Source organism: Proteus sp. NMG38-2 (assembly GCF_020640995.1).
Lineage (GTDB): Bacteria > Pseudomonadota > Gammaproteobacteria > Enterobacterales > Enterobacteriaceae > Proteus.
The window spans coordinates 2390368-2412648 of the sequence record NZ_CP085481.1 but is presented as its reverse complement, the minus strand read 5'-3'; the positions used below and the strand labels follow the sequence as shown (position 1 = coordinate 2412648).

At 35.5% G+C, this 22281-nt stretch carries 19 protein-coding genes and 5 tRNA genes; 18 read left to right on the top strand and 6 right to left on the bottom strand.

What is annotated here, in order from left to right:
- Positions 1-77 precede the first annotated feature (77 nt).
- Complete coding sequence (glpX, locus tag LG402_RS11490) at positions 78-1058, bottom strand: class II fructose-bisphosphatase (protein ID WP_227335444.1); 981 nt, start codon at positions 1056-1058, stop codon at positions 78-80.
- Between the two features lie 206 nt (positions 1059-1264).
- Here glpX and LG402_RS11485 point away from each other — a divergent pair, with 206 nt between their 5' ends.
- From LG402_RS11485 to LG402_RS11440, 10 genes are all read left to right on the top strand, one after another.
- Entirely contained in the window at positions 1265-4297 is a 3033-nt protein-coding gene (locus LG402_RS11485) for a DUF2339 domain-containing protein (protein WP_227335442.1), read from the top strand.
- Between the two features lie 97 nt (positions 4298-4394).
- The gene (locus LG402_RS11480) at positions 4395-4799 is read left to right on the top strand and encodes a GFA family protein (RefSeq protein WP_166540526.1); all 405 of its coding nucleotides are present in this window, start codon (positions 4395-4397) and stop codon (positions 4797-4799) included.
- Positions 4800-4996: 197 nt separating this feature from the next.
- Positions 4997-5680 carry a LuxR C-terminal-related transcriptional regulator gene (locus tag LG402_RS11475; protein ID WP_227335440.1) on the top strand — a complete coding sequence of 228 codons (684 nt, stop codon included), beginning with the start codon at positions 4997-4999 and terminating at the stop codon, positions 5678-5680.
- A complete protein-coding gene (uvrC, locus tag LG402_RS11470; protein WP_227335439.1) occupies positions 5664-7496 on the top strand; it encodes an excinuclease ABC subunit UvrC in 1833 nt (610 codons plus the stop codon). Before LG402_RS11475 ends, uvrC begins: the two co-directional genes overlap by 17 nt.
- 55 nt (positions 7497-7551) lie before the next feature.
- Positions 7552-8100 (top strand): CDP-diacylglycerol--glycerol-3-phosphate 3-phosphatidyltransferase, encoded by a 549-nt coding sequence (gene pgsA, locus LG402_RS11465; RefSeq protein ID WP_109407677.1) that lies wholly within the window; start codon positions 7552-7554, stop codon positions 8098-8100.
- Between the two features lie 141 nt (positions 8101-8241).
- Positions 8242-8317: transfer RNA gene (locus LG402_RS11460), tRNA-Gly, on the top strand.
- Between the two features lie 25 nt (positions 8318-8342).
- Positions 8343-8416 (top strand) — tRNA-Cys (locus tag LG402_RS11455).
- Positions 8417-8421: 5 nt separating this feature from the next.
- Positions 8422-8508: transfer RNA gene (locus tag LG402_RS11450), tRNA-Leu, on the top strand.
- Between the two features lie 126 nt (positions 8509-8634).
- Positions 8635-8721, top strand: a tRNA-Leu gene (locus LG402_RS11445).
- Positions 8722-8886: 165 nt separating this feature from the next.
- Positions 8887-8973: transfer RNA gene (locus LG402_RS11440), tRNA-Leu, on the top strand.
- 51 nt (positions 8974-9024) lie between these two features.
- On the opposite strand, the gene LG402_RS11435 is transcribed toward LG402_RS11440, so the two are convergent.
- The 3 genes from LG402_RS11435 to LG402_RS11425 form a co-directional block, all read right to left on the bottom strand.
- A complete protein-coding gene (locus LG402_RS11435) occupies positions 9025-10194 on the bottom strand; it encodes an iron-containing alcohol dehydrogenase (protein WP_227335437.1) in 1170 nt (389 codons plus the stop codon).
- 241 nt (positions 10195-10435) lie between these two features.
- Positions 10436-11347, bottom strand: coding sequence for an AraC family transcriptional regulator (locus LG402_RS11430; protein ID WP_227335436.1), 912 nt, complete (start codon positions 11345-11347; stop codon positions 10436-10438).
- A gap of 168 nt (positions 11348-11515) precedes the next feature.
- The gene (locus LG402_RS11425; protein WP_109407674.1) at positions 11516-11881 is read right to left on the bottom strand and encodes a DUF305 domain-containing protein; all 366 of its coding nucleotides are present in this window, start codon (positions 11879-11881) and stop codon (positions 11516-11518) included.
- Between the two features lie 291 nt (positions 11882-12172).
- Between LG402_RS11425 and LG402_RS11420 the strand changes: the two genes are divergently transcribed.
- From LG402_RS11420 to LG402_RS11400, 5 genes are all read left to right on the top strand, one after another.
- The gene (locus LG402_RS11420) at positions 12173-12958 is read left to right on the top strand and encodes a class I SAM-dependent methyltransferase (RefSeq protein ID WP_227335434.1); all 786 of its coding nucleotides are present in this window, start codon (positions 12173-12175) and stop codon (positions 12956-12958) included.
- Positions 12959-13160: 202 nt separating this feature from the next.
- Positions 13161-13580: a hypothetical protein gene (locus LG402_RS11415; protein ID WP_227335433.1), complete on the top strand. Its 420-nt coding sequence runs from the start codon at positions 13161-13163 to the stop codon at positions 13578-13580.
- Between the two features lie 462 nt (positions 13581-14042).
- Positions 14043-15272, top strand: a complete 1230-nt coding sequence (locus tag LG402_RS11410) for a sugar transporter (RefSeq protein WP_166540521.1) — start codon at positions 14043-14045, stop codon at positions 15270-15272.
- 133 nt (positions 15273-15405) lie between these two features.
- Entirely contained in the window at positions 15406-15738 is a 333-nt protein-coding gene (locus LG402_RS11405; RefSeq protein ID WP_072068325.1) for an SMR family transporter, read from the top strand.
- Between the two features lie 33 nt (positions 15739-15771).
- Complete coding sequence (locus LG402_RS11400) at positions 15772-16080, top strand: DUF333 domain-containing protein (protein ID WP_166540520.1); 309 nt, start codon at positions 15772-15774, stop codon at positions 16078-16080.
- A 74-nt stretch (positions 16081-16154) separates the two neighbouring features.
- On the opposite strand, the gene dsbB is transcribed toward LG402_RS11400, so the two are convergent.
- Together dsbB and nhaB are read right to left on the bottom strand one after the other, a co-directional pair.
- Positions 16155-16679 (bottom strand): disulfide bond formation protein DsbB, encoded by a 525-nt coding sequence (gene dsbB / locus LG402_RS11395; protein WP_227335431.1) that lies wholly within the window; start codon positions 16677-16679, stop codon positions 16155-16157.
- A gap of 174 nt (positions 16680-16853) precedes the next feature.
- Positions 16854-18398, bottom strand: a complete 1545-nt coding sequence (nhaB, locus tag LG402_RS11390; RefSeq protein WP_227335430.1) for a sodium/proton antiporter NhaB — start codon at positions 18396-18398, stop codon at positions 16854-16856.
- Between the two features lie 233 nt (positions 18399-18631).
- Between nhaB and fadR the strand changes: the two genes are divergently transcribed.
- From fadR to alr, 3 genes are all read left to right on the top strand, one after another.
- A complete protein-coding gene (fadR, locus tag LG402_RS11385) occupies positions 18632-19351 on the top strand; it encodes a fatty acid metabolism transcriptional regulator FadR (protein WP_109407668.1) in 720 nt (239 codons plus the stop codon).
- Between the two features lie 472 nt (positions 19352-19823).
- Positions 19824-21128, top strand: a complete 1305-nt coding sequence (locus LG402_RS11380) for a D-amino acid dehydrogenase (protein ID WP_166540518.1) — start codon at positions 19824-19826, stop codon at positions 21126-21128.
- Between the two features lie 13 nt (positions 21129-21141).
- Positions 21142-22254 (top strand): alanine racemase, encoded by a 1113-nt coding sequence (gene alr, locus LG402_RS11375; RefSeq protein WP_227335428.1) that lies wholly within the window; start codon positions 21142-21144, stop codon positions 22252-22254.
- The last annotated feature ends 27 nt before the right edge of the window (positions 22255-22281 follow it).

The window sequence follows — 22281 nt, the reverse complement described above, 5'->3', positions numbered from 1 at the left end:
CCCCTTGAAATATTTAGCGGCACCTTAATCGAGTGCCGCTTTTTTATGTCTCAAGGAGTAGAAGACAAACAGAAAAATTAACGTAAATGGTAATTTTCAATATAACGTAGTGAATGAGTTGAACCATTAATCACTAAAGAATGTGTCTGTAGATATTGGGATTGTTGCTTAACACCAGATAAAAGATCTCCAGCCGTAATAGCGGTTGCTGCAAACATCACATCTTGATTACGAACTAATGTATCTAGTGATAATTTGATGTTCACATCAGTTCCCATTTTATGACAGCGAGCAATTTCACTGACAGCAAGTTCTCTATTTTCTGCAGTATTTCCTTTTGCGGTATCACGTGTAATCAGACGAGCTTGCATATCACCACCAAGTGCTTTAGCTATTGCTGCACTAATAACACCTTCTGGAGCTCCGCCAATACCGTACATAACATCAATACTATTATTTGGCATTGTGGCATATAAAGAAGCAAGAACATCACCATCAGGTAGTGTAATGACATTAATCCCTTTGGAACGAAGGTCGTTAATAATTTCGTGGTGGCGAGGCTTGTCTAAAATAGCCAGTGTAAGTTGCTCAACTGATTTATTTAATGTTTGTGCAATAGCATCAAGGTTATATTCTAGGCAGTGGTTCAGATCAATGACACCTGCAGCTTGCTTACCGACAATTAATTTTTCCATATACATATCGGGAGCTTGTAAAAAACTGCCTTCAAAACCTGCAGCTAAAATAGCAAGAGAATTGTTTTCGCCCATAGCGACCATGCGAGTGCCATCAATAGGGTCAACAGCAATTTCTATTTTTTCACCTTTGCCATTACCGACTTGTTCACCAATATAAAGCATTGGTGCTTCATCTATTTCGCCTTCACCAATAACGATTTCACCATTGATATTTAAGCTATTTAAACGTGCTCTCATGGCACTTACGGCAGCATCATCCGCTGCATTTTTATTTTGTTTTCCGATCCAAGGCATGGCTGCAATGGCCGCAGCTTCTGTTACAGAAGCAATTGCGTTAGTTAGTTCGTCATTTAATTTCATATTATGAGTGTGTTTTTTAATACAAATGGAAGATTAAAGGAGTTGATAGATCATACCTTTTTTTTGAAATTGTGTGCTAGGTTTAAATCAAAAGTTCTTGAAATTGATTATTTAGGAATAAACTAAGATAAATCTGTGAAAATTAAAGTATAACTAAGGTTAAGAGATTAAAAATATACGGTGTATTATGCAAAAGGATTAGGTTGATGGATGATTTTCTGACACTCATCGTTACGATATTTGTCGTGGTATCTTTGTATTGGCAATATCATTCCTATACAAATACTAACTCATTGTTGTATCGAATTAAGCAACTTGAAGAAAAGCTTACTGAACAACAAGCTAAATTACTTAAGTTATTAAATAAAAATAGCTCTGCAAATGAGAGTGCAGATCTTGATGATAATAAAAATGAAATAGGCGATTTATCGCGTGAAATAAAAGGAGAGCCAAAATCAACTTCATCAAGTTATCAGCCTAAAACAAGCTCATTCATTAACAAAACAGAAGAGATACAAAATAAGGTTGAAAATAAAGAGCCACCTGTTTATCAACAAGCACAGGTATCAAGAGAAACAACATTCGATAAAGTTTCTCCTAAAGAACAACCTTCGATCGCAGATACTTCTATTAGCAAGGAACTTAATGTAGAAAATCCACACTCCAATAAGTCAACCTTCTCTAAGCAGGAGCAAAAACCTTACCAACCTAAAATTTCAACGAGCCGTTTTGCTCATCATTATCAGAACGAGCCTAAAAACACACCAACTGAAATTTCACCAACTCCACTTACAGAGAATATTGTGAATGTAGCGAGAGCCAATCAATCTGGATCTCAAACAGATAATATAGGTACAACAGCTCAAGCCAGACCCGCATCACAATATAGACCTGCTTTAAATCCTCGACCAAAACGTCAACAAAAATCAATTTTGGGACTTATTTGGAATTGGGTAGTAACAGGAAATCCGTTAGCTAAAATAGGGATGTTATTACTCTTTTTTGGTCTATCTTATTTACTTAAATACAGTATTGAGAATGAACTTGTCTCAGCATCAACACGTTTAATGATGGCTGGCACAGGATGTTTGGTCTTATTAGGCCTCGGCTGGTGGCTTAGAAAGAAAAATCTGATGTATGCACTTATTTTGCAAGGAGGCGGAATAGGTGGGCTGTATATCACTATTTTTGCAGCTACTAAAATTTATGATTTTATTCCTATTGGCATCGCATTAGCCATTCTGGTGTTTATTTGTATAGTCAGTGTTATTTTAGCGGTTCTTCATCGAGCAATTAGTTTAGCTGTATTAGCTTCATTAGGCGGTTATTTAGCACCTGTTTTATTGTCTACGGGCAGTGGCAATTATATTGCATTGTTTAGCTATTATCTTATTCTTTCCATAGGCATTCTTATTATTAGCCATTGGCAAGTTTGGCGTTTATTAAATCTTATTGGTTTTGCTTTTACTTTTGGTATTGGTTTTATATGGGCAATACCAAATTACACTCATGCCGATTATTTACCTTGCCAGCTATTTTTAATTGCAAATTGGTTGATTTTTGGTGTTGCAACGGAACTTTCAACATTAAAAAATAAGCTGAGGCTCAATATTCCTTTTGATGCCACATTATTATTTGGTACACCGTTGATTGGTTTTATTTTCCAACACCGATTAGCGTCAGAATGGGAATACGGCGTTGCTATTGCTTCATCTCTTTATGGATTAGCCTATTTTGCGTTGAGTTGGTTTGTCCTTAAACGCTATCGCGAAGAGGGTAAATTACTGGCTATTGCTTTCTTTATGCTATCAGCCACATTTGCTACTTTAGCTGTACCATTTGCTTTCTCTGCTGAATGGACATCTATGGTATGGGCAATTGAAGGAGTTATGATCCTTGCGTTTTCTGTTTTACAGCAACAAAAGAAACCAGCTATTGCCGGGACTATTTTAGTTGCAGTTTCCTTTGTTCTGTTATTTAACATGCGTGTTATTTCGTTAAGCGATTGGCTAATGTTTATAACACAAATGATTGTTGTATTTGCAGTGGCGATACTGTGGTATCGAGCTAAATTTATTAATATTGATAACCGTACTATTGGATATGTAACACTATTTATTGCTGCGGTGAGTTGGGGATATTGCGTATTCACTTTACAAGAGTATGGCGAATATTGGTTCTCTCCAAGTGTGAAATCCATCACTTTTGCTTTTATTCTTATTAGTTGCTGGGGAATGTATTTCGTAGGTAAAAAAACACAAATTTCTGAATTAGCGAGTTGCTCTGTTTTGTTGTGGCCAATGTCAGCGCTTATTCTGTTAGTGTATATTTTCCTTGCTGGGTCATTAATTGACAATTGGTTAAGTGCCATTGTATGGATAGCAATATTTGTGAGTGGCTTCTATTTACTTAAGGTTAATACGTTATTGCCTACACAAAGGTTAAATAAAGCATTAATTCATGTTATGCATCTTGTTTTTATTGGTTTGTTCTTATTCACTGAAATAATTTGGCTAATAGATACCACTTATCTTTATGTAAGCCTGCATTTTGCCAGTGTTATTTTTTCCATTAGTTTATATATAGCAATAAGCACTATACTTGTTATGAGAGTTAATTGGATTAAAGTATATCTAAATACTTATTTAGTAATAACAGTACCTGTTTTAGCTTTACTCGCTCTTTCTTTAATTTTTGCAAATATGAATAATGGCACTGAAAGTGGTATTAAATTTATACCACTCTTTAATCTGATGGATCTCATGGGAATTGTGGGGATATGGGTTGGCTATAAATTTATTTCAGTAATGAAACAGTCTCCTAAATATCAACAGTTATTACAAAATAACTTCCCATTATACAATTATATTATTCCTGCGATGATTTTCTGGTGGGCTAACGGAGTTTTATTAAGAGGATTAGTCTTTACTACTGATATTGACTGGACAATGTATGAGATCATTAACTCTAAAGTGATCCAAACAGTATTAGCCATTATTTGGGCAATTACTGCATTAGTGACAATGATAATGGCGACACGCAAAAAATCACGTTCAAGTTGGTTTATTGGTGGTGGGTTATTAGCAGTTGTCATCGCTAAGCTCTTCTTAATTGATACATCGCTAAGTAGTGGATTACTTAGAGCATTGGCCTTTATTGGTGTTGCTATATTGATTTTGTTAATCGGTTATTTCTCACCATTACCGCCTAAAAAGCAAAGTCAGAAGACAAAAATGTAGGAAATATTCACGCTTAAAAATACTTATTTGAGAAATTAAATCATGCATATAATCTTAAAAAATTTATGCATGATTTAAAAAGAAGAGGAGAGTATCGATGCATCAAGGCCAATGTTTGTGTGGTGGTGTTAAATTGTCAACCACACGAGATATTTCTGATCTCAGCGCTTGCCATTGCAGTATGTGTTTACGTTGGAATGGTGGTCCTGGGTTTTCAATTGATTGTCAGTCAGATTTGAGTATCGAAGGTGAAGAAAATATCACACTCTATGATTCATCATTATGGGGTGAGAGGGCATTTTGTAAGCACTGCGGTTCTCATCTTTTTTATCATTTGAAAGAAGCCAATATTTATTATGTATCAGCAGGATTGTTTTCTGAAACCAAAGAAAGCAAGCTTACTCTACAAATTTATATAGATAATAAACCTCATTATTATAACTTTATAGAAAAAACACCGATGCTTACAGAAAAAGATATTATGGATATGTTTAATAAATAATATTGGTATTATTTATTAATTGTATACATTTACATTTTTGATTGTAATAAAGGCTCATTTATATGAGCCTTTATTTATATCTGAACAGTTAATAGATTGATTTAATAAAAATAAGATATGGTTGGGGAAAAAACTAGAATGTTAATGAGCAATGCAATATGATAATTAGATATTTAAATAAATACAGATTTTTTAACATGTTAACTGAAAAGGAAAAATTATTGATAAATACAATAATAATAAGTCAGGTTGAGTTATTTAGTTTGGGAATAAAAACACTTCTTAGTCAAATCAAAAAAATCAATATTAGAAATATTATGACTGATGAAACAGAAGCATTCCGCTATTGTCGTCAGTTTTCTATTAACCTTATTATTATCTACTCATCTCCTTCAGTTTCATTAATTGATTCAATAAAAAGGATTAAACGTTCATTCTTATCAATTAAAATTATTGTTATTTCACCTAATACTGATTCCATTTTATCTATACCGCTTCTTCAATTAGGAATTGAAGGTTTTGTGGTCATAGATGCCTCGTGTGAAAATATTCTTCAAGCCATTCGGCAAGTGTGCATTGGCCAGCGTTATTTAAGCCAAGAGCTTGCTATGGATATAGCATTGGCTAAATTACAAAAAGATTTGAATCCATTACATCATTTATCTGAAAGAGAATTGCAAGTGATGTCTATGATAATTAGAGGAAAAAAAATCACACAAATCGCAGATGAGCTAAATCTCAATACAAAAACAGTAAATAGTTACCGTTATCGAATGTTTAGTAAACTTAAAATCTCAGGTGATGTAGAATTAACTCATATAGCAATACGTTATGGGTTAATTGAGATAGAGAGTCATTTACAAAGTGGAAGACAAATTTGACGCCAAAGCATTCTTAAGCCGAGTCACTGATAAACCAGGTGTTTATCGAATGTACGACGCAACAGATACTGTAATTTATGTCGGTAAAGCCAAAGATCTGAAAAAAAGGCTTTCGAGTTATTTTCGTGTGCAAGTAAATAGCCGTAAAACCGAGGCATTGGTTAAGTGTATTGCAAATATTGATGTGACTATTACACATACAGAAACAGAAGCATTGTTGTTAGAGCATAGTTACATTCAGCGCTATCAACCTCGTTATAATGTGTTATTACGAGATGATAAATCTTATCCTTATATTTATTTAAGTGGAGATAAACACCCAAGACTTGCTAGCTACCGTGGTGCAAAGCATGCAAAAGGGGAATATTTTGGGCCTTTTCCTAACTCTTTTGCAGTAAGAGAAACCTTGGCATTGATGCAAAAATTATTTCCTATTCGTCAATGTGAAGACAGTGTGTATCGCAATCGTTCAAGGCCTTGTTTACAGTATCAAATTGGTCGCTGCCTGGCACCTTGTGTGAAAGGTTATGTTTCAGATGAAGAATACGCTCAACAAGTTAATTATGTACGGCTTTTTCTTTCTGGTGATGATACACAAGTGATTGAAGGCCTTGTGGCGAGAATGGAAAAAGCAAGCCAAGATTTACGCTTTGAAGAAGCCGCACGCATTCGTGATCAGATTCAAGCTGTAAGACAAGTGACGGAAAAACAATTTGTTGCCAATATTGGTGATGATCTTGATGTGATTAGTGTTGCTTTTAATGGCGCGATTGCTTGCGTGTATGTTCTCTTTTTCCGACAAGGTAAAGTGTTGGGAAGCCGAAGTTATTTTCCTAAAATTCCAGCAAATACTTCACTTGATGAGGTTGTTCAAACTTTTATTGGTCAATTTTATTTACAAGGAAGTGCTATTAGAACATTACCGACTGAAATTCTGCTCGATTTTAATTTGGAAGATAAAGCGATCCTTTCTGAATCTATCTCATCCATTGCAGGGCGAAAAATTCAAATTCAAACTAAACCTCGTGGTGATAGAGCACGTTACTTGAAATTAGCTAGAACAAATGCAGCAACAGCATTGGCCTCAAAACAAGTCGAACAATCGACAATTTCACAACGCTATGCCTCACTGATGTCTCTTCTTGATATGAAAGAGATAAAACGAATGGAATGTTTTGATATTAGTCACACCATGGGGGAACAAACTGTGGCTTCATGTGTAGTATTTGATATGAATGGCCCATTAAAATCGGAATATAGACGTTATAATATTAGTGGTATTACTCCTGGTGATGATTATGCGGCGATGAATCAAGTACTCACTCGACGTTATGGTAAATCATTAGAAGAAAATAAAGTTCCTGATATTATCTTTATTGATGGTGGTAAAGGGCAATTAGCACAAGCAATAGAAGTATTTGCTTCTCTGGATGTTGATTGGGATAAGTCACACCCTAAATTAATTGGCGTTGCAAAAGGGAGTGATCGTAAAGCAGGACTTGAAACCTTGTTTTTTGTCCCGGAAGGTGAAGGTATGGCATTACCTTCTGATTCACCTGCATTGCATTTGATTCAACATATACGTGATGAATCGCATCGCCATGCAATAACTGGGCATCGTCAACGTAGAGCGAAAGTGAAAAATACTAGCTCATTAGAGTCTATTGAAGGTGTGGGGCCTAAACGTCGTCAAATGTTATTGAAATATATGGGAGGGCTACAAGCTTTACGAGATGCAAGTGTAGAAGAAATTGCGAAAGTCCCCACAATTTCGACAGCATTAGCAGAAAAAATATTTAATGCGTTGAAACACTAAGTGTATTGATGCACCATATTAATAACTCTCACTTTTCTAGGTCGTGTAGAACGCTATGCAACTAAATATCCCAACTTGGCTAACTCTATTTCGTGTCGCTTTAATCCCATTCTTTGTTTTGGTGTTCTATTTACCATTCAAAGATGCTCCATTAGTATGTGCTATTATTTTTATGGTAGCCGCTGCAACTGATTGGTTTGATGGGTTTTTAGCACGTAGATTGAAACAAACTACTCGCTTTGGGGCTTTTCTTGACCCTGTGGCAGATAAAGTAATGGTTGCAACAGCACTTGTTTTAATTACAGAGTATTATCATGAGTGGTGGATAACTTTACCAGCAGCAACCATGATCGCTCGTGAAATAATTATCTCTTCATTAAGAGAGTGGATGGCAGAATTAGGGAAACGCAACAGTGTTGCTGTTTCTTGGATTGGAAAAGTGAAGACAACCGCACAAATGGGATCATTAGTTGTGTTATTATGGCGTCCTACGGTTGAAGCTGAATGGTTTGGATTTGCATTATTGTATATCGCAACCGTGTTGACTTTCTGGTCAATGTTTCAATATTTGAGCGCTGCATGGTCAGATTTGCGTGAAGCTTGATCGAAATGACTGAAAATTCACCGAACAGTCAAAAAGATGCAAATATAGTGTTGACTAGATTCAGGAAATCAGTAGAATGCAACGCATCGAAAGGCACAACGGTTTACAGAAATAAATAAGTAAATCAGCAAGTTCGGTAAAGCGGGAATAGCTCAGTTGGTAGAGCACAACCTTGCCAAGGTTGGGGTCGCGAGTTCGAGTCTCGTTTCCCGCTCCAATCTCTTATGAGATTGAGCAGTTGAGGCGCGTTGGCAGAGTGGTCATGCAGCGGATTGCAAATCCGTGTACCTCGGTTCGATTCCGGGACGCGCCTCCATTAATGCCCAGGTGGTGAAATCGGTAGACACAAGGGATTTAAAATCCCTCGGCTGTAAGGCTGTGCGGGTTCAAGTCCCGCCCTGGGCACCATCTCTTTTAGATAAAGAGTTTGGTGCAAAAGAAAAGTCCATTGTGAATGGCATTGTGTAGCAGTTAAGTCGTCCATACCAGTATTTATCTTAATTATAAGAATTTACGGACGCACCACAGAATTTAGCCCAGGTGGTGAAATCGGTAGACACAAGGGATTTAAAATCCCTCGGCTGTAAGGCTGTGCGGGTTCAAGTCCCGCCCTGGGCACCATATAAAACGCGGACCTCAACTTAGGTCCGTTTTTTCTTCCACTAGCAGCAAGTTAGTGAAAGAAAAGTAAAAGATTAAAGTTAGTGATTTTAGAAGTAAGTGCTTTAAATTTATTTGTTACCTTGTTTATTAACAATATTATCTGTAACAGATAAATACAATTTGGCCCAGGTGGTGAAATCGGTAGACACAAGGGATTTAAAATCCCTCGGCTGTAAGGCTGTGCGGGTTCAAGTCCCGCCCTGGGCACCATATAAAAAAGCGGACCTCATTGAGGTCCGTTTTTTTTGTATTTAAATCGTATTAAAAACAGTCCTCTAAGATAGTAAGCACATCTTTAGTTGTTAACTTTTTATAACCTTTACCAATAATTGTTGTGGATTGAGCAATACTTGGTAGCATTTCTTTTGTCGCACCTAGTGCTTCTAATGAAGTTACTATACCGCACTCTTTTGTGAAGCGTTCAAGTGCATCAATACCTTCAAGTGCAATTTGATCTTGATTTTTACCTTCAGTAGAAATTCCCCATACTTGAGTAGCAAAGCGTACAAACTTTTCAATGCCGAATTTATAGATAAAACGATAATAAGGCAGAGAAATTGCAGCAAGCCCCATTCCATGAGCACAATCGGTATAAGCGCCTAATTGATGTTCAATCATATGAACTTGCCAATCTTGTGTTTTTGAAAGCCCTGTCAAAGTGTTTAATGCCAGAGTTGCATTCCACATCAGATTACTTCTTGCTTCATAATCAGTTGGGTTTTTAAGTGCGATACGCAAATTATCAATAGAAGATTTTAATAAACTTTCAATTAAATAATCGGTTGTATTTGCGCCTTGATCTGAAAAGTATTGTTCCATCAGATGGGACATTGTGTCATATACGCCACTCACCATCTGATACTGAGAAACTGTAAAGGTATATTCTGGATTTAAAATTGAAAATTTAGGAAATACATTGGCTGGAAAAACACGGCCAATTTTATATTTTGTTTCTTCATGCGTAATGACTGAACCGCCATTCATTTCAGAGCCTGTTCCTACCATGGTAAGAATTGACGCGACAGGAATAATTTTATTTTCAATTTCTTGATATTCAACCCAATACTTTTGAAAAGGATCTTCATTTTCACAATAAGCAGAAACAGAGATGCCTTTGGCACAATCAATAACGGAACCTCCACCCACAGCTAAAATCAAGCTGACATTATGTTCACGCACTAATTGAGCACCTTCCATCATTTTTGCATAGGTTGGATTAGGCATAACGCCAGATAACTCAACTACATTTTTTCCTGCATGTTTTAGTATTGCCATGACCTCGTCATAAAGGCCATTAGATTTGATAGCATTACGGCCATACATCAGCATGATGGTTTCGCCATAATGTGATAATTCATCATTTAATTTAGCAAGAGAGTTCTTACCAAAATGAATGGTTGTCGGATTGTAGTAAGTGAAATCGAGTTGCATTTTGATATCCTATTGCAATATTAAGTTGATAGCTATCCCGTTGAAGTATAGTTTATTTTTCAACATCAAAAGATATGGTCTTTTTTGGGGTGATATAAATGCTATCGTTTTCGCATTTAGATATGAATGTCCGATCTTCTTAGTCTCTTGCCTATTTTTCCAAAAAACTAAAAAAATGATAATAAATAATATAAATAGACAATAATGATAAAACGATTGGGCTTATAAAAAGTGATTGTATTCAAACATTAGTAGATTCTTTGAGCATTTTAATATCAGTTGCAGGAGGTGCTCCAAATAATCGGCTATATTCACGACTGAATTGAGAAGGGCTTTCATAGCCAACACGAAATGTTGTTGTTATTGCCCCTAAATTTTCAGTTAACATTAATCGTCGAGCTTCGTTGAGGCGAAGTTTTTTCTGAAATTGGAGTGGTGTCATTGATGTCATTGTCCGAAAATGAGTATAAAAAGCAGATTTACTCATTCCTGTATATGAGGCTAATTCATTGATATTGAGTGGTTTTACAAAATTGTTTTTTAACCAATCAACGGCTTTTGATATTTGATGGCTATGACTACCCGCAGTAACGATTTGATTTAATCGCTCACCTTGCTCTGTTAGCAGCAAACGATAAAAAATCTCACGTTTTATACCTGGAGCAAGAATTTTAATACTATCAGGGGTATTAAGAAGATCGAGTAAGCGAATAAATGCATTTAATAGAGGCTCTGATAATTCACCAATTGCAATCCCTTTTTGAGCGCTTGAATTTAAATTAAATATTAATTCACTATCGACGATCAGTTGAGATATTTCTTGTAGATCTAATTCCATTACAAGCCCTAAAAAAGGTTTATCCTCACTGGCTTTCATAATATTTGCCATAACGGGAAGATCGATGGAAGAAATTAAAAAATGGTTGGCATCATAAATAAAACTTTCTTCCCCTAAAATCACTCTTTTTTCACCTTGAGCAATTAAGCATATACCTGACTTATGTGTATGACTGGTAATAGATGTAGGGGAAGTCCAGTGTGTTAGTGCTAATCCTGGAATTTGGCTATCAAAATAATGTGTATTATGAGTCCATTTTGCAATTTGCATGGCAAGTCTTTGGGTTAATAATGCCATGTTTTCTCTATTATTCATGTGGACTCCATACAGGGTAAAGCGAAAAATATTACTCCAATAGTAAAATTATAATGTATGAGATGAATATTAGACAATTATTTGATTTAGCTTGAATAGGAAATTTGGCAGGGAATATTAAAAATAAAACCGGCTATGATCTAAAAGATCATAGCCAATAGGAATCTATTACTTATTAGTTTTATTCTTTTCTAACCATTTTTGCATTTGTTCAATTTCAGGGCCTTGAGCATCAATAATGGCTTGAGCTAGCTTGCGCATTTCAGGATCTGTACCATATTTCAATTCAATTTTAGCCATATCGATAGCGCCTAAATGGTGGGCAATCATACCATCAGCAAAAGCAACATCTGCATTATCTGTGTTCATTCCTTTTGCCATATCAGCATGCATTTTATTCATAGATTCATTGAGCTCTTTTTGCATTGGAGAGCTATTATGTGATGTATCCATATTCATATGTGTATTGTTTGCCATTGCGCCAAAAGAAATAGCACTCATTAAAATAATAGTGGCAGGTAAAATCTTTTTCATAACAGTTTCCTTTACTTTATCGTGAAATTGTTATCACTCTAAAGATTCCCCTTAGGGGAAGGTCAATGTTGTTATCCAAAGTTTAATATTCTTTACTTTTAATGACGTAATTACAGAGTAGTTTATTTAACTCATTCTATTTCAATAAATTTCATCTTACATTTAAGAATTTATTTATTGTGCACTTTAAGATTTTATTTATAAAAAAACGAGAAAAGCAATGATAACTATTCCCATCAAATGTTTTTTATTATAAAGTTGCATTATTAATGCAACTTTATGGGTGGCAATATGGAAACTCAAACAACAACACAATCTATATCTCAAGAACAGTCAAAGGCAGGGCATACTTTTTTAGCTAGTTTAGGAAAAACACGCTTAAGACCGGGTGGTGTGGAGGCATCTGATTGGTTAATTAATAACGGGCATTTTACAACCTCAAGTTATGTTTTAGAGATTGCTTGTAATATGGCGACAACGTCAATTGAAATAGCACAAAAATATGGTTGTCACATTATTGCGATTGATATGGATGAAAAGGCATTAGCTAATGCACAACATAATGTTGAAAATGCGCAGTTATCACATTTGATTCAGCTAACAAAAGCCAATGCCTTATCTCTGCCTTTTCCCGACAATAGCTTTGATATTGTTTTAAATGAAGCGATGTTGACAATGTATGCGGATAAAGCCAAAGCTAAATTAGTAAAAGAATATTATCGTGTTTTAAAACCCGGTGGTTTGTTATTAACACATGATATTATGAAAAAAAATAATGATGTAGATAAAGATAATTTAATTGGGGTCGTAAAATCGAACGTGGCTCCTATGTTTAAGCAAGAGTGGCATGACTTGTTTGCTAATATTGGGTTTTCAGAAGTAAATATGAAATCAGGCAATATGAGTCTAATGTCACCTACAGGTTTAATTCGTGATGAAGGTTTACTTAGAACCGCAAAAATAATTAAAAATGGGTTGAAAAACAAACAGAATAGAGAAAGGTTTCTATCCATGTTTCGTTTTTTTAGAGAAAACCGCCATAATTTAAATTATATTGCGTGTTGCTCTAAGAAATGATTTTTATCAAGATAAATTTATATATGATTATAAGCACCTACAATTAGGTGCTTATTTTTTATAAAAATAAAATAAGAATAATTAGAACTGTATACCTCAGTAATAAAATGTAAAAAATAAAAAGAATCGTAATCCAGATTGAACCTGAATTATTTAAACTATATATATTAAAAACAGAGATAACTAATATGTGGAGTTAAAGATGAAACATATACTCATTATTGCAGGGGGGCTTTTATCACTGACAATCATGTTGGCTATTTTTATTGCCATTTTAATGGTGTCTGTCTTTAAAGAAACAACAGCTGAACTTTGGAATGAAGGCCGTGAAGTCATTGAAAATTCATCATCAAAAATGAGCGAAACTATTTCTACGGTAGAAGCAAAACGCGATACACTTATGGTTGTCTATAAGTCAAAAGAGAATAATGGTAGTTGCCAGCAATTAGCTCAAAAGCTAAATGAGGTTGATCATGCACTTTCTAATGGGCATTTAATTTTGCCTCGTCCGGCAGTAGAACAAATAGCTACCATTAAAAATGCTTTTGATGAATCAACTTCGCCCACAAGAAACATAGCTTGCGAGCAAGCAATTCAAGTTATTGATAATTTAAGTCAGTAATTACTATATCCTTCCTATTTTTATTCGTTTTTCATATCAAATATAAGAATATTTTTAATAAATAAATTAATATTTCTTATCTTAATTCAATGAATATACTGCGTATTTTTACTCGGATTTGTTTGTTTTTATTATTTTAATTAGATTGCGAATGAGATATTTATATCTGCAATCTTTGTATGCTTAGAATATGTTAACGTTAAAAAGAAGTTGCACTAGGGATTTAAAGTCATGAGATGAATATGCTAAAATTGATAGCTGATTCGCTTTAGCTACAAAGTTTAGTCATAATTTGGTTTGTTTTTTGTTTTTAAAAAACACATTTTTTGTATTTATGCCATTTTTTTATTACCAATAAACCTAAACTTTTTAGAGTAAGTGGACAAAGCGCGTTACATGAAGGCTTATATTATAAAGCAATGATATATACATCAATATTATTTAAGAATGCATCGACTAATTATGAATATCGCAACACCAAACATAAATGAAGTAAGCCGCCAAACAGCGTGGGTCAGGGTAATAATATTGTCGTTTGCAGCTTTCGTTTTTAATACAACAGAATTTGTTCCTGTTGCTCTGTTAAGTGATATTTCTGAAAGCTTTGGAATGATCCCAGCTCAAACAGGTTTAATGATCACAATATATGCTTGGGTGGTTGCTTTAATGTCGTTACCATTAATGATAATGACAAGTAAAGTTGAACGCCGTAAGTTACTTATTATCTTATTTATTCTTTTTATTTTAAGTCATATTTTGTCTGGTTTAGCATGGGATTTTAACTCGTTGATTGCAGGGCGTATAGGCGTTGCTTTTTCTCATGCAGTTTTTTGGTCTATTACTGCCTCATTGGCAATTAGAGTCGCACCTCCTGGTAAACGAGCACAAGCATTAGGTTTATTAGCAACAGGAACAGCATTAGCTACGGTTCTCGGCTTACCTATTGGGCGTGTTGTTGGGCAATGGTTAGGATGGCGTGCAACCTTTATGGGAATTGGTATTTTAGCTTTAATTACCATGTTTGCATTAATGCGTTATTTGCCTTTATTACCCAGTGAGCATTCAGGTTCATTAAAAAGTGTACCTGTATTATTAAAACGCGGGCCATTAATGGGGATTTTCCTGTTAACAGTTATTGCCGTTACTGCACATTTTACGGCTTATAGTTATATCGAGCCTTTTGTTATTGATATTGCAAAATTAAATCAAAACTTTGCTACGTTAGTTTTACTTATTTTTGGTGGTGCTGGTATTATTGGCAGTGTGCTATTTAGTCGTTATAGTGCCAAGTTGCCAACATCATTTTTATTTTTTGCACTAATTTTACTTACTGCTTGCTTAAGTTTATTAATGATAAGTAGCCAAAATTTAACGACATTCATTGTGTTGATTATATTTTGGGGGATTGGTTTTATGTGTATCGGCCTTGGTATGCAAGTTAAAGTGATTGATTTAGCTCCCGATGCAACAGATATCGCGATGTCTATTTATTCTGGTATTTTTAATATTGGCATTGGTGCAGGGGCTTTGATTGGTAATCAAGTTATCTTACATGCGGGTATGCCAAATATGGGTTATGCAGGAATGATATTAAGCATTATTGCTGTTATTTGGTGTGGCTTTATTTTTAGCCGTTATCGCGTTTCTATGGGGGGAAAGCCCCGTAAAAAGAATCAGCTTCATCAACACTAAATAAGTATTTTTATTTTAAAAGGCATCTATTCAATATGAAAGATGCCTTTTTTATTTGTTGTAGATGAATATCCTTAATATGGCTTGTGATAGAATTCACAAAATTGACTTTATATAAGATTAAGGCGAAAAAATGAATGGATTAACTTATCTAATGTTGGCGATTATATCGGAAGTGATTGCGACAACAATGTTAAAAGCCTCTGAAGGCTTTAGTCGATTATATCCATCAATTGTTGTTGTCATTGGCTATTGTTTTTCTTTTTGGGCACTTTCTCAAGTGGTAAGAGTTATGCCTTTGGGTATTGCTTATGCAATATGGAGTGGTTTAGGGATAGTGTTAGTCTCTGTTGCGGCAGTTTTTATCTATCAACAAAAACTTGATTTACCTGCCATTATTGGTATGGGATTGATTATTGCTGGTGTTTTAGTCATAAACTTACTCTCAAAAAGTGCTTCACACTAATAGTGAATAACAGCAGACATTAGGGTGCCTTTGATGCAAAAAAAATTTAAAACAACATGTTATCTGTTTATGTTAGTTGGCTTTGGTTTTATTGCAGGATGCAGTAGTTCAACCCAGACAGAATATTCATCAACACAAGCAGTGAATAAAAGCAGAACAATACCGACAACAAGTCTTAGTGTTCCTTTAGATGAATCGGCTAAGGCAACATGTGTTTTTTCAGGAGGGATACCTTCTTTAAACTATGAATTACATGGTGGGCAGACACCTGTGTGTCAGTTTGCTAATGGTAAACGCTGTAGTGAACAGGCTTTAATTGAAGGTGCTTGTATTCCAGGTTAGAACTATTTAGTCAATGTTGAAGTTTTATTTTTCGACAATAAATAGCCCTTAGTGTGTTACTAAGGGCTATTTTTTTATTCTTTTGATTTAAAAGAACTTGTGATTTGGCTCATTAAGACCAATAGACCCACAACAAAATAAGCAGAGAAAATAATTAGCATCCACTGAGGCATTTCTAATGTTAAGAATTGCCATTGGCTGACAGAGCAGTCACCCGTTGCTTGGAATACAGCAGGGAACCAATTTTGTAATGCAAACCAAGAAGGTAATGTGACAAAGAAGTCACATGTTGCAAAAGGTGATGGATTAAGAATAAGTTGCGTATGCTCCCAAGCCAATTCAATGCCTCGGTAAGCTGAATAAAGCCATAAAAAACTACCTGCCATACGCATGAGTGCCATTTTGGGTGCGCTTACACCAATAAATGCGGCAACTAATATTCCTAATACTGCGATGCGTTGATAAACGCACATCACACAAGGCATTAATTCCATTCCGTACTGAAAATACAATGCAGCACCTTCAAGACCTATTGCTGTTAATGCAAGCAATAGCCATGAAAAACGGCGTTGTGACCAGTGACGAAGAGCAGTCAGCATAATAATGTCCATTTAAATATTAAAATAAGTGTCTATTTTGCCCAAAATTCAAGTGCAAAAAAAGTTAAAACCTGTTATTTCACAAATATTTACATTCAACCTTCTTTTAATGAAAAAAATAGGACTTTTATCAAGTAAAAGTCCTATTTATGTGGTGTAACTGTAGAACTATTGTTATGGAATAGCAACTAAGCCTATTTCATAAAACCAATGTGTTGTAGGAACTAGCCAGAATTCAACCGCTAGTAGACCAAATAATGTCATTACAATAGTATATGGCAGAGCCATTATTACCATTCGTCCATACGATAAACGAATAAGTGGAGATAGCGCAGAGGTTAATAAGAATAGGAATGCAGCTTGGCCATTAGGTGTGGCAACAGAAGGTAAGTTTGTACCTGTATTAATAGCAACACCAATATGTTCATATTGTGATTGACTAATTAATCCATCTTGTAAGGCCGTTAAGGCTTCGCTGATATAAACAGTACCCACAAAAACGTTATCTGAAATGGCAGACAATAGACCATTAAACAGATAGAAGAGAGAGAGCTGTGAGGACTCTGAAGCTTGGAGAACAAACTGAATAATTGGGCCGAATAATTGTTGGTCAATAATAACTGCAACAATTGAGAAGAAAACGGTCAATAATGCAGTGAAAGGTAAGGCTTCTTCAAATGCTTTACCGAGCGCATGCTCTTCTGTAATACCACAAAATGTAGTCGCAAGAATGATAACAGATAAACCAATAATACCGACTTCTGCTAAATGAAGAGCTAAAGCAACAATTAACCAAACCCCAATTAATGCTTGAATCATCAATTGTGCTTTTTCTTGAGAAGTGCGTTTTTCACTGTTTTTCTTATCGTATTCAGTTAAAACTTTACGAACTAAATCAGGTAATTCAGCACCATAACCAAAAAGCTTAAAGCGCTCAACCAAATAGCACACAGCAAGGCCTGCAAAGAAAACAGGAATTGTTACAGGTGACATTCGAATAAAGAAAGTCACAAAATCCCACTCTAAATGTTTTGCAATAATCAGGTTTTGCGGTTCACCTACCATGGTCATTACGCCACCTAATGCAGTACCTACACCAGCATGCATCATTAAGCTACGTAAGAAAGCACGGAATTGTTCTAATGTTTGTTTTTTCTCAGCGGTATCAATAAATCCATCATTATTTAGCTCTGTTCCTGCTTGGTTAGAGGCGAAATTATGATAAATAGAGTAGAAACCGAGAGAAACACTGATCACAACAGCGATAACGGTTAAAGCATCTAAAAAGGCAGATAAAAATGCACTTGCGAAGCAAAAAGCAATAGATAACATTCGTTTAGAACGAATGGATAAAAGCAGTTTGGTAAAAGCAAAAAGTAATAATTGCTTCATAAAATAGATACCCGCAACCATAAAGACTAAAAGTAAAATAACTTCAAGGTTGTTGGCAATTTCATGACCAATTTGTTTTGGGCTAGTCATTCCAATAATGACAGCCTCAATGGCAAGTAGTCCTCCTGGTTGTAATGGGTAACACTTTAACGCCATAGCTAGAGTGAAAATAAATTCTACAACTAATAGCCAACCGGCGACAAAAGGGTCAACAAAGAAAAAAATCAGTGGGTTGATAATTAAAAAAGTAAGAATAGCAAGCTTATACCAATCGGGAGAGTTTCCCATAAAGTTCTTCAGTAGTGCTTGTCTTATACTCATATCCATTAGGTTTCTCATCCTCCAAACAGAGATTTTAAGCGCAATCATGCGCGATCTAACCATAGTACGCGTTAATTGCTGTGAAATTAAGCGCGTTAGTAATAATAAATTGATAAAACAACATCAGGTTTTATGATGCCACTCACTATTTAATGATGGTTGAGCTATATCAAAATTCCGCATTCTGATATTATCTTTTTCATTATTAGCAGAAAAATCGCTTCGGAAGAAATAAAAATATGGTTATTAAGGCTCAAAGCCCCGCAGGTTTCGCGGAAGAGTATATTGTTGAAAGCATCTGGAATAATCGTTTTCCCCCTGGTTCTATCCTACCAGCGGAACGTGAACTATCTGAATTAATTGGTGTAACAAGAACCACATTAAGAGAAGTATTACAGCGTCTTGCTCGTGATGGATGGTTAACGATCCAACATGGAAAGCCAACAAAGGTAAACAATTTCTGGGAAACATCTGGCCTTAATATTCTTGAAACTGTAGCTCGTCTCGATCATGATCGTGTACCGCAATTAATTGATAATTTATTGGCGGTAAGAACTAATATTTCAGCTATTTTTATCCGCACTGCGTTTAGAAGCAATCCTGAAAAATGTATTGAAGTTTTAAACCATGAGCTTACTACTGAAAATAGTGCTGATGAGTTTAGTGAACTGGATTACAACATTTTTCGTGGCTTAGCTTTCGCATCAGGCAATCCAATTTATGGCCTTATCCTCAATGGTTTAAAAGGTCTGTATACGCGTGTTGGTCGTTACTATTTTTCAAATATTCAAGCCAAAGAGCTTGCTTTAGCATTCTATAAAAAATTAGCTGCATTGTGTGAACAGAAAGATGTTGAGCATGTAATGGAGTGCGTTCGCCAATATGGTAAAGACAGTGGGATTATCTGGCAAAGCTTGCAATCACCACTCCCTAGTGATTTGGAAGAAATTAAACGCTAATTTTTGCGGTTTTTGTCATAATAGAAAAAGCCAGTATCCTCATTGATTTGTGATACTGGTTTTTTTATGCTTTTAAAAAACAAAGTGTCATATTTTAGGCAATGCTTTAAATAGGCTAATTTTAGTAAAAAGAGTTACCAAAGTTAGTTAATTAAAAAATTATAATCTAATGTTTTTGCTATATTTGGTTTTTAATAAAACTCACACTCGGGTTTTCTACGGATTAAATTCTCATCAAAGTAAATTAATTTATTAACAAATATTCTTATAATTTATATATAAAAAAATATCTTGTTGATTTTATTTGTTAATTTGACAATTCTCGTTAAAAATTACTTATTCAATATTAGCCAAATGTGACTTAACTCTAAAATTTGCTTTTTTATTCGCCTAGATGATTATTCTATATTGGCTTTTTGTGTATGGAATATTATTCTTATGTTATATCAATGTAAATTATTGGAGTCTTGCCATGAAAGTGATCATCTTAGGTGGCGGCGTTATTGGTGTAACAAGTGCGTGGTATCTTGTGCAGCAAGGGCATGAAGTCATTGTTGTTGACAGACAAAATAGTGCAGCAGAAGAAACCAGTGCGGGTAATGCTGGTCAGATATCGCCAGGATATGCAACCCCTTGGGGCGCTCCGGGTATTCCATTAAAAGCAGTAAAATGGATGTTCCAGAAACATGCACCTTTAGCCATTAAACCGGACGGTTCACTTTTCCAATTACGCTGGATGTGGCAAATGTTACGTAATTGTGATGCATCACATTACACTATGAATAAAAGTCGTATGGTGCGCATTGCTGAATATAGCCGTGATTGTATTCGTCAGTTGCGTCAAGATACGGGAATAGAATATGAAGGGCGCCAAGGGGGAACTCTTCAACTTTTCCGTGATCAAAAGCAATTTGATAATGCCGCCAATGATATTGCTGTCTTAAAGCAAGAAGGCGTTGCTTATGAATTATTGACGGCAGAGCAACTTAAATTCGCAGAGCCTGCATTAGAGCATGTTAGTCATAAACTCACCGGTGGTTTGCGTTTACCAAATGATGAAACAGGTGACTGCCAAATTTTTACGAAAAAACTCGCTAAAATGGCAGAAGACGCGGGTGTTACATTCTTATTTAACAAAGAAATCAAACATTTGTTATTTGATGGTGATAAAGTAGCGGGCGTTCAATGCCATGATGGATTACTTACTGCGGATCATTACGTTGTCGCAATGGGTTCTTATTCAACGGAATTTCTGAAAAATAAAGTCGCCATTCCTGTTTATCCGCTTAAAGGTTATTCACTCACGATGCCGATTATTGATGCTTCAAGAGCACCAACATCAACTATTCTCGATGAAACCTATAAAATAGCAGTAACTCGTTTTGATGAGCGAATCCGTGTTGGTGGAATGGCAGAAGTTGTTGGTTTTAATTTGAATGTTTTAAAATCGCGCTGTGAAACATTAAAAATGGTTGTACAAGATCTCTATCAAGGTGGTGGCGATATAGAAAAAGCCACATTCTGGACAGGACTAAGACCTATGACACCAGATGGTACGCCTATCGTTGGGCCAACGGCTTATCGTAATTTATCTTTAAATACGGGGCATGGCACATTAGGTTGGACGATGGCATGTGGCTCTGGGCAATTATTAGCTGATTTAATTTCAGGGAATAAACCTGCGATTGCTGCTGATGATTTATCGGTATTTCGTTATATCGATGGCTTTAATACTAAATTGCTCTTACCGGGGCAAAAGCTTGATGCTGCTTATTAATTGAGGAAAAAACATGTCCAGACCCACAAAAGTAACTATTAACCTCGATGCATTAAGCCATAACCTGTCTGTTATCAAAGAGAGAGTAAAAGGTAGCAAAGTGTGGTCTGTTGTGAAAGCAGATGCTTATGGGCATGGATTATCCTGTGTTTGGCCAGCATTGAGTCATACGGATGGTTTTGCATTAATTGAATTAGACAAAGCCATTATGCTAAGAGAGCAAGGATGGGTTGGCCCCATCCTTTTACTTGAAGGTTTTTTTAAACCTGAAGATGTTTATTTATTAGAACGTTATTCTCTAACAACAACAGTACATTCTGATTGGCAATTTGATGCCATAGAAAAAGCACAATTAGAACGCCCCATTAATATCTATCTTAAACTTAATAGTGGAATGAATAGATTAGGTTATCGTTCTGATGGTTATCAACAAGCTATCACCCGCGCTAAAAGCATCAATAACATTGGTTCTATTATTCAAATGTCGCATTTTGCTAATGCAGATACAGGACTGAATATGGATGCGCAAAAAGCGGTAATTAATCAAGCGATGGTCAAAGAATTACCTCGATGCTTAGCAAATTCGGCAGCAACGTTGTTTAACCCTGAAACATATCAAGATTGGGTGCGACCAGGCATTATTTTATATGGTGTTTCGCCTTCGGGTGTTTGGCAAGATATTGCTGATTTCGATTTACAACCCGTAATGACATTTAATAGTGAGATATTAGCCATTCAACAAGTGAAAAAAGGTGAGCCAATAGGCTATGGCAGTCGATATATTGCTGAGCGTGATATGCGAATAGGGGTTGTTGCCTGTGGTTATGCCGATGGTTATCCTAGACATGCGCCAGATGGTACACCAGTCATTGTTAATGGGCATAAAACACAATTAGTAGGGCGCATTTCGATGGATATGTTAACCGTTGATGTTACGGATTTCCCCGATATCAATTATGGTAGCCCAGTTGAATTATGGGGTGAACAACTACCTGTTGACGATGTTGCAACGGCCTGTGGCACTATTGGCTATGAGTTACTGTGTGCAATAGCGCCTCGAGTTACAGTTGAAGTGATGATAAATTTACCTAATTCCACTTTTTCTGATCTAAATGAAAGTTGTTGATAATCACTAAACTAGAATAAGCTTAAA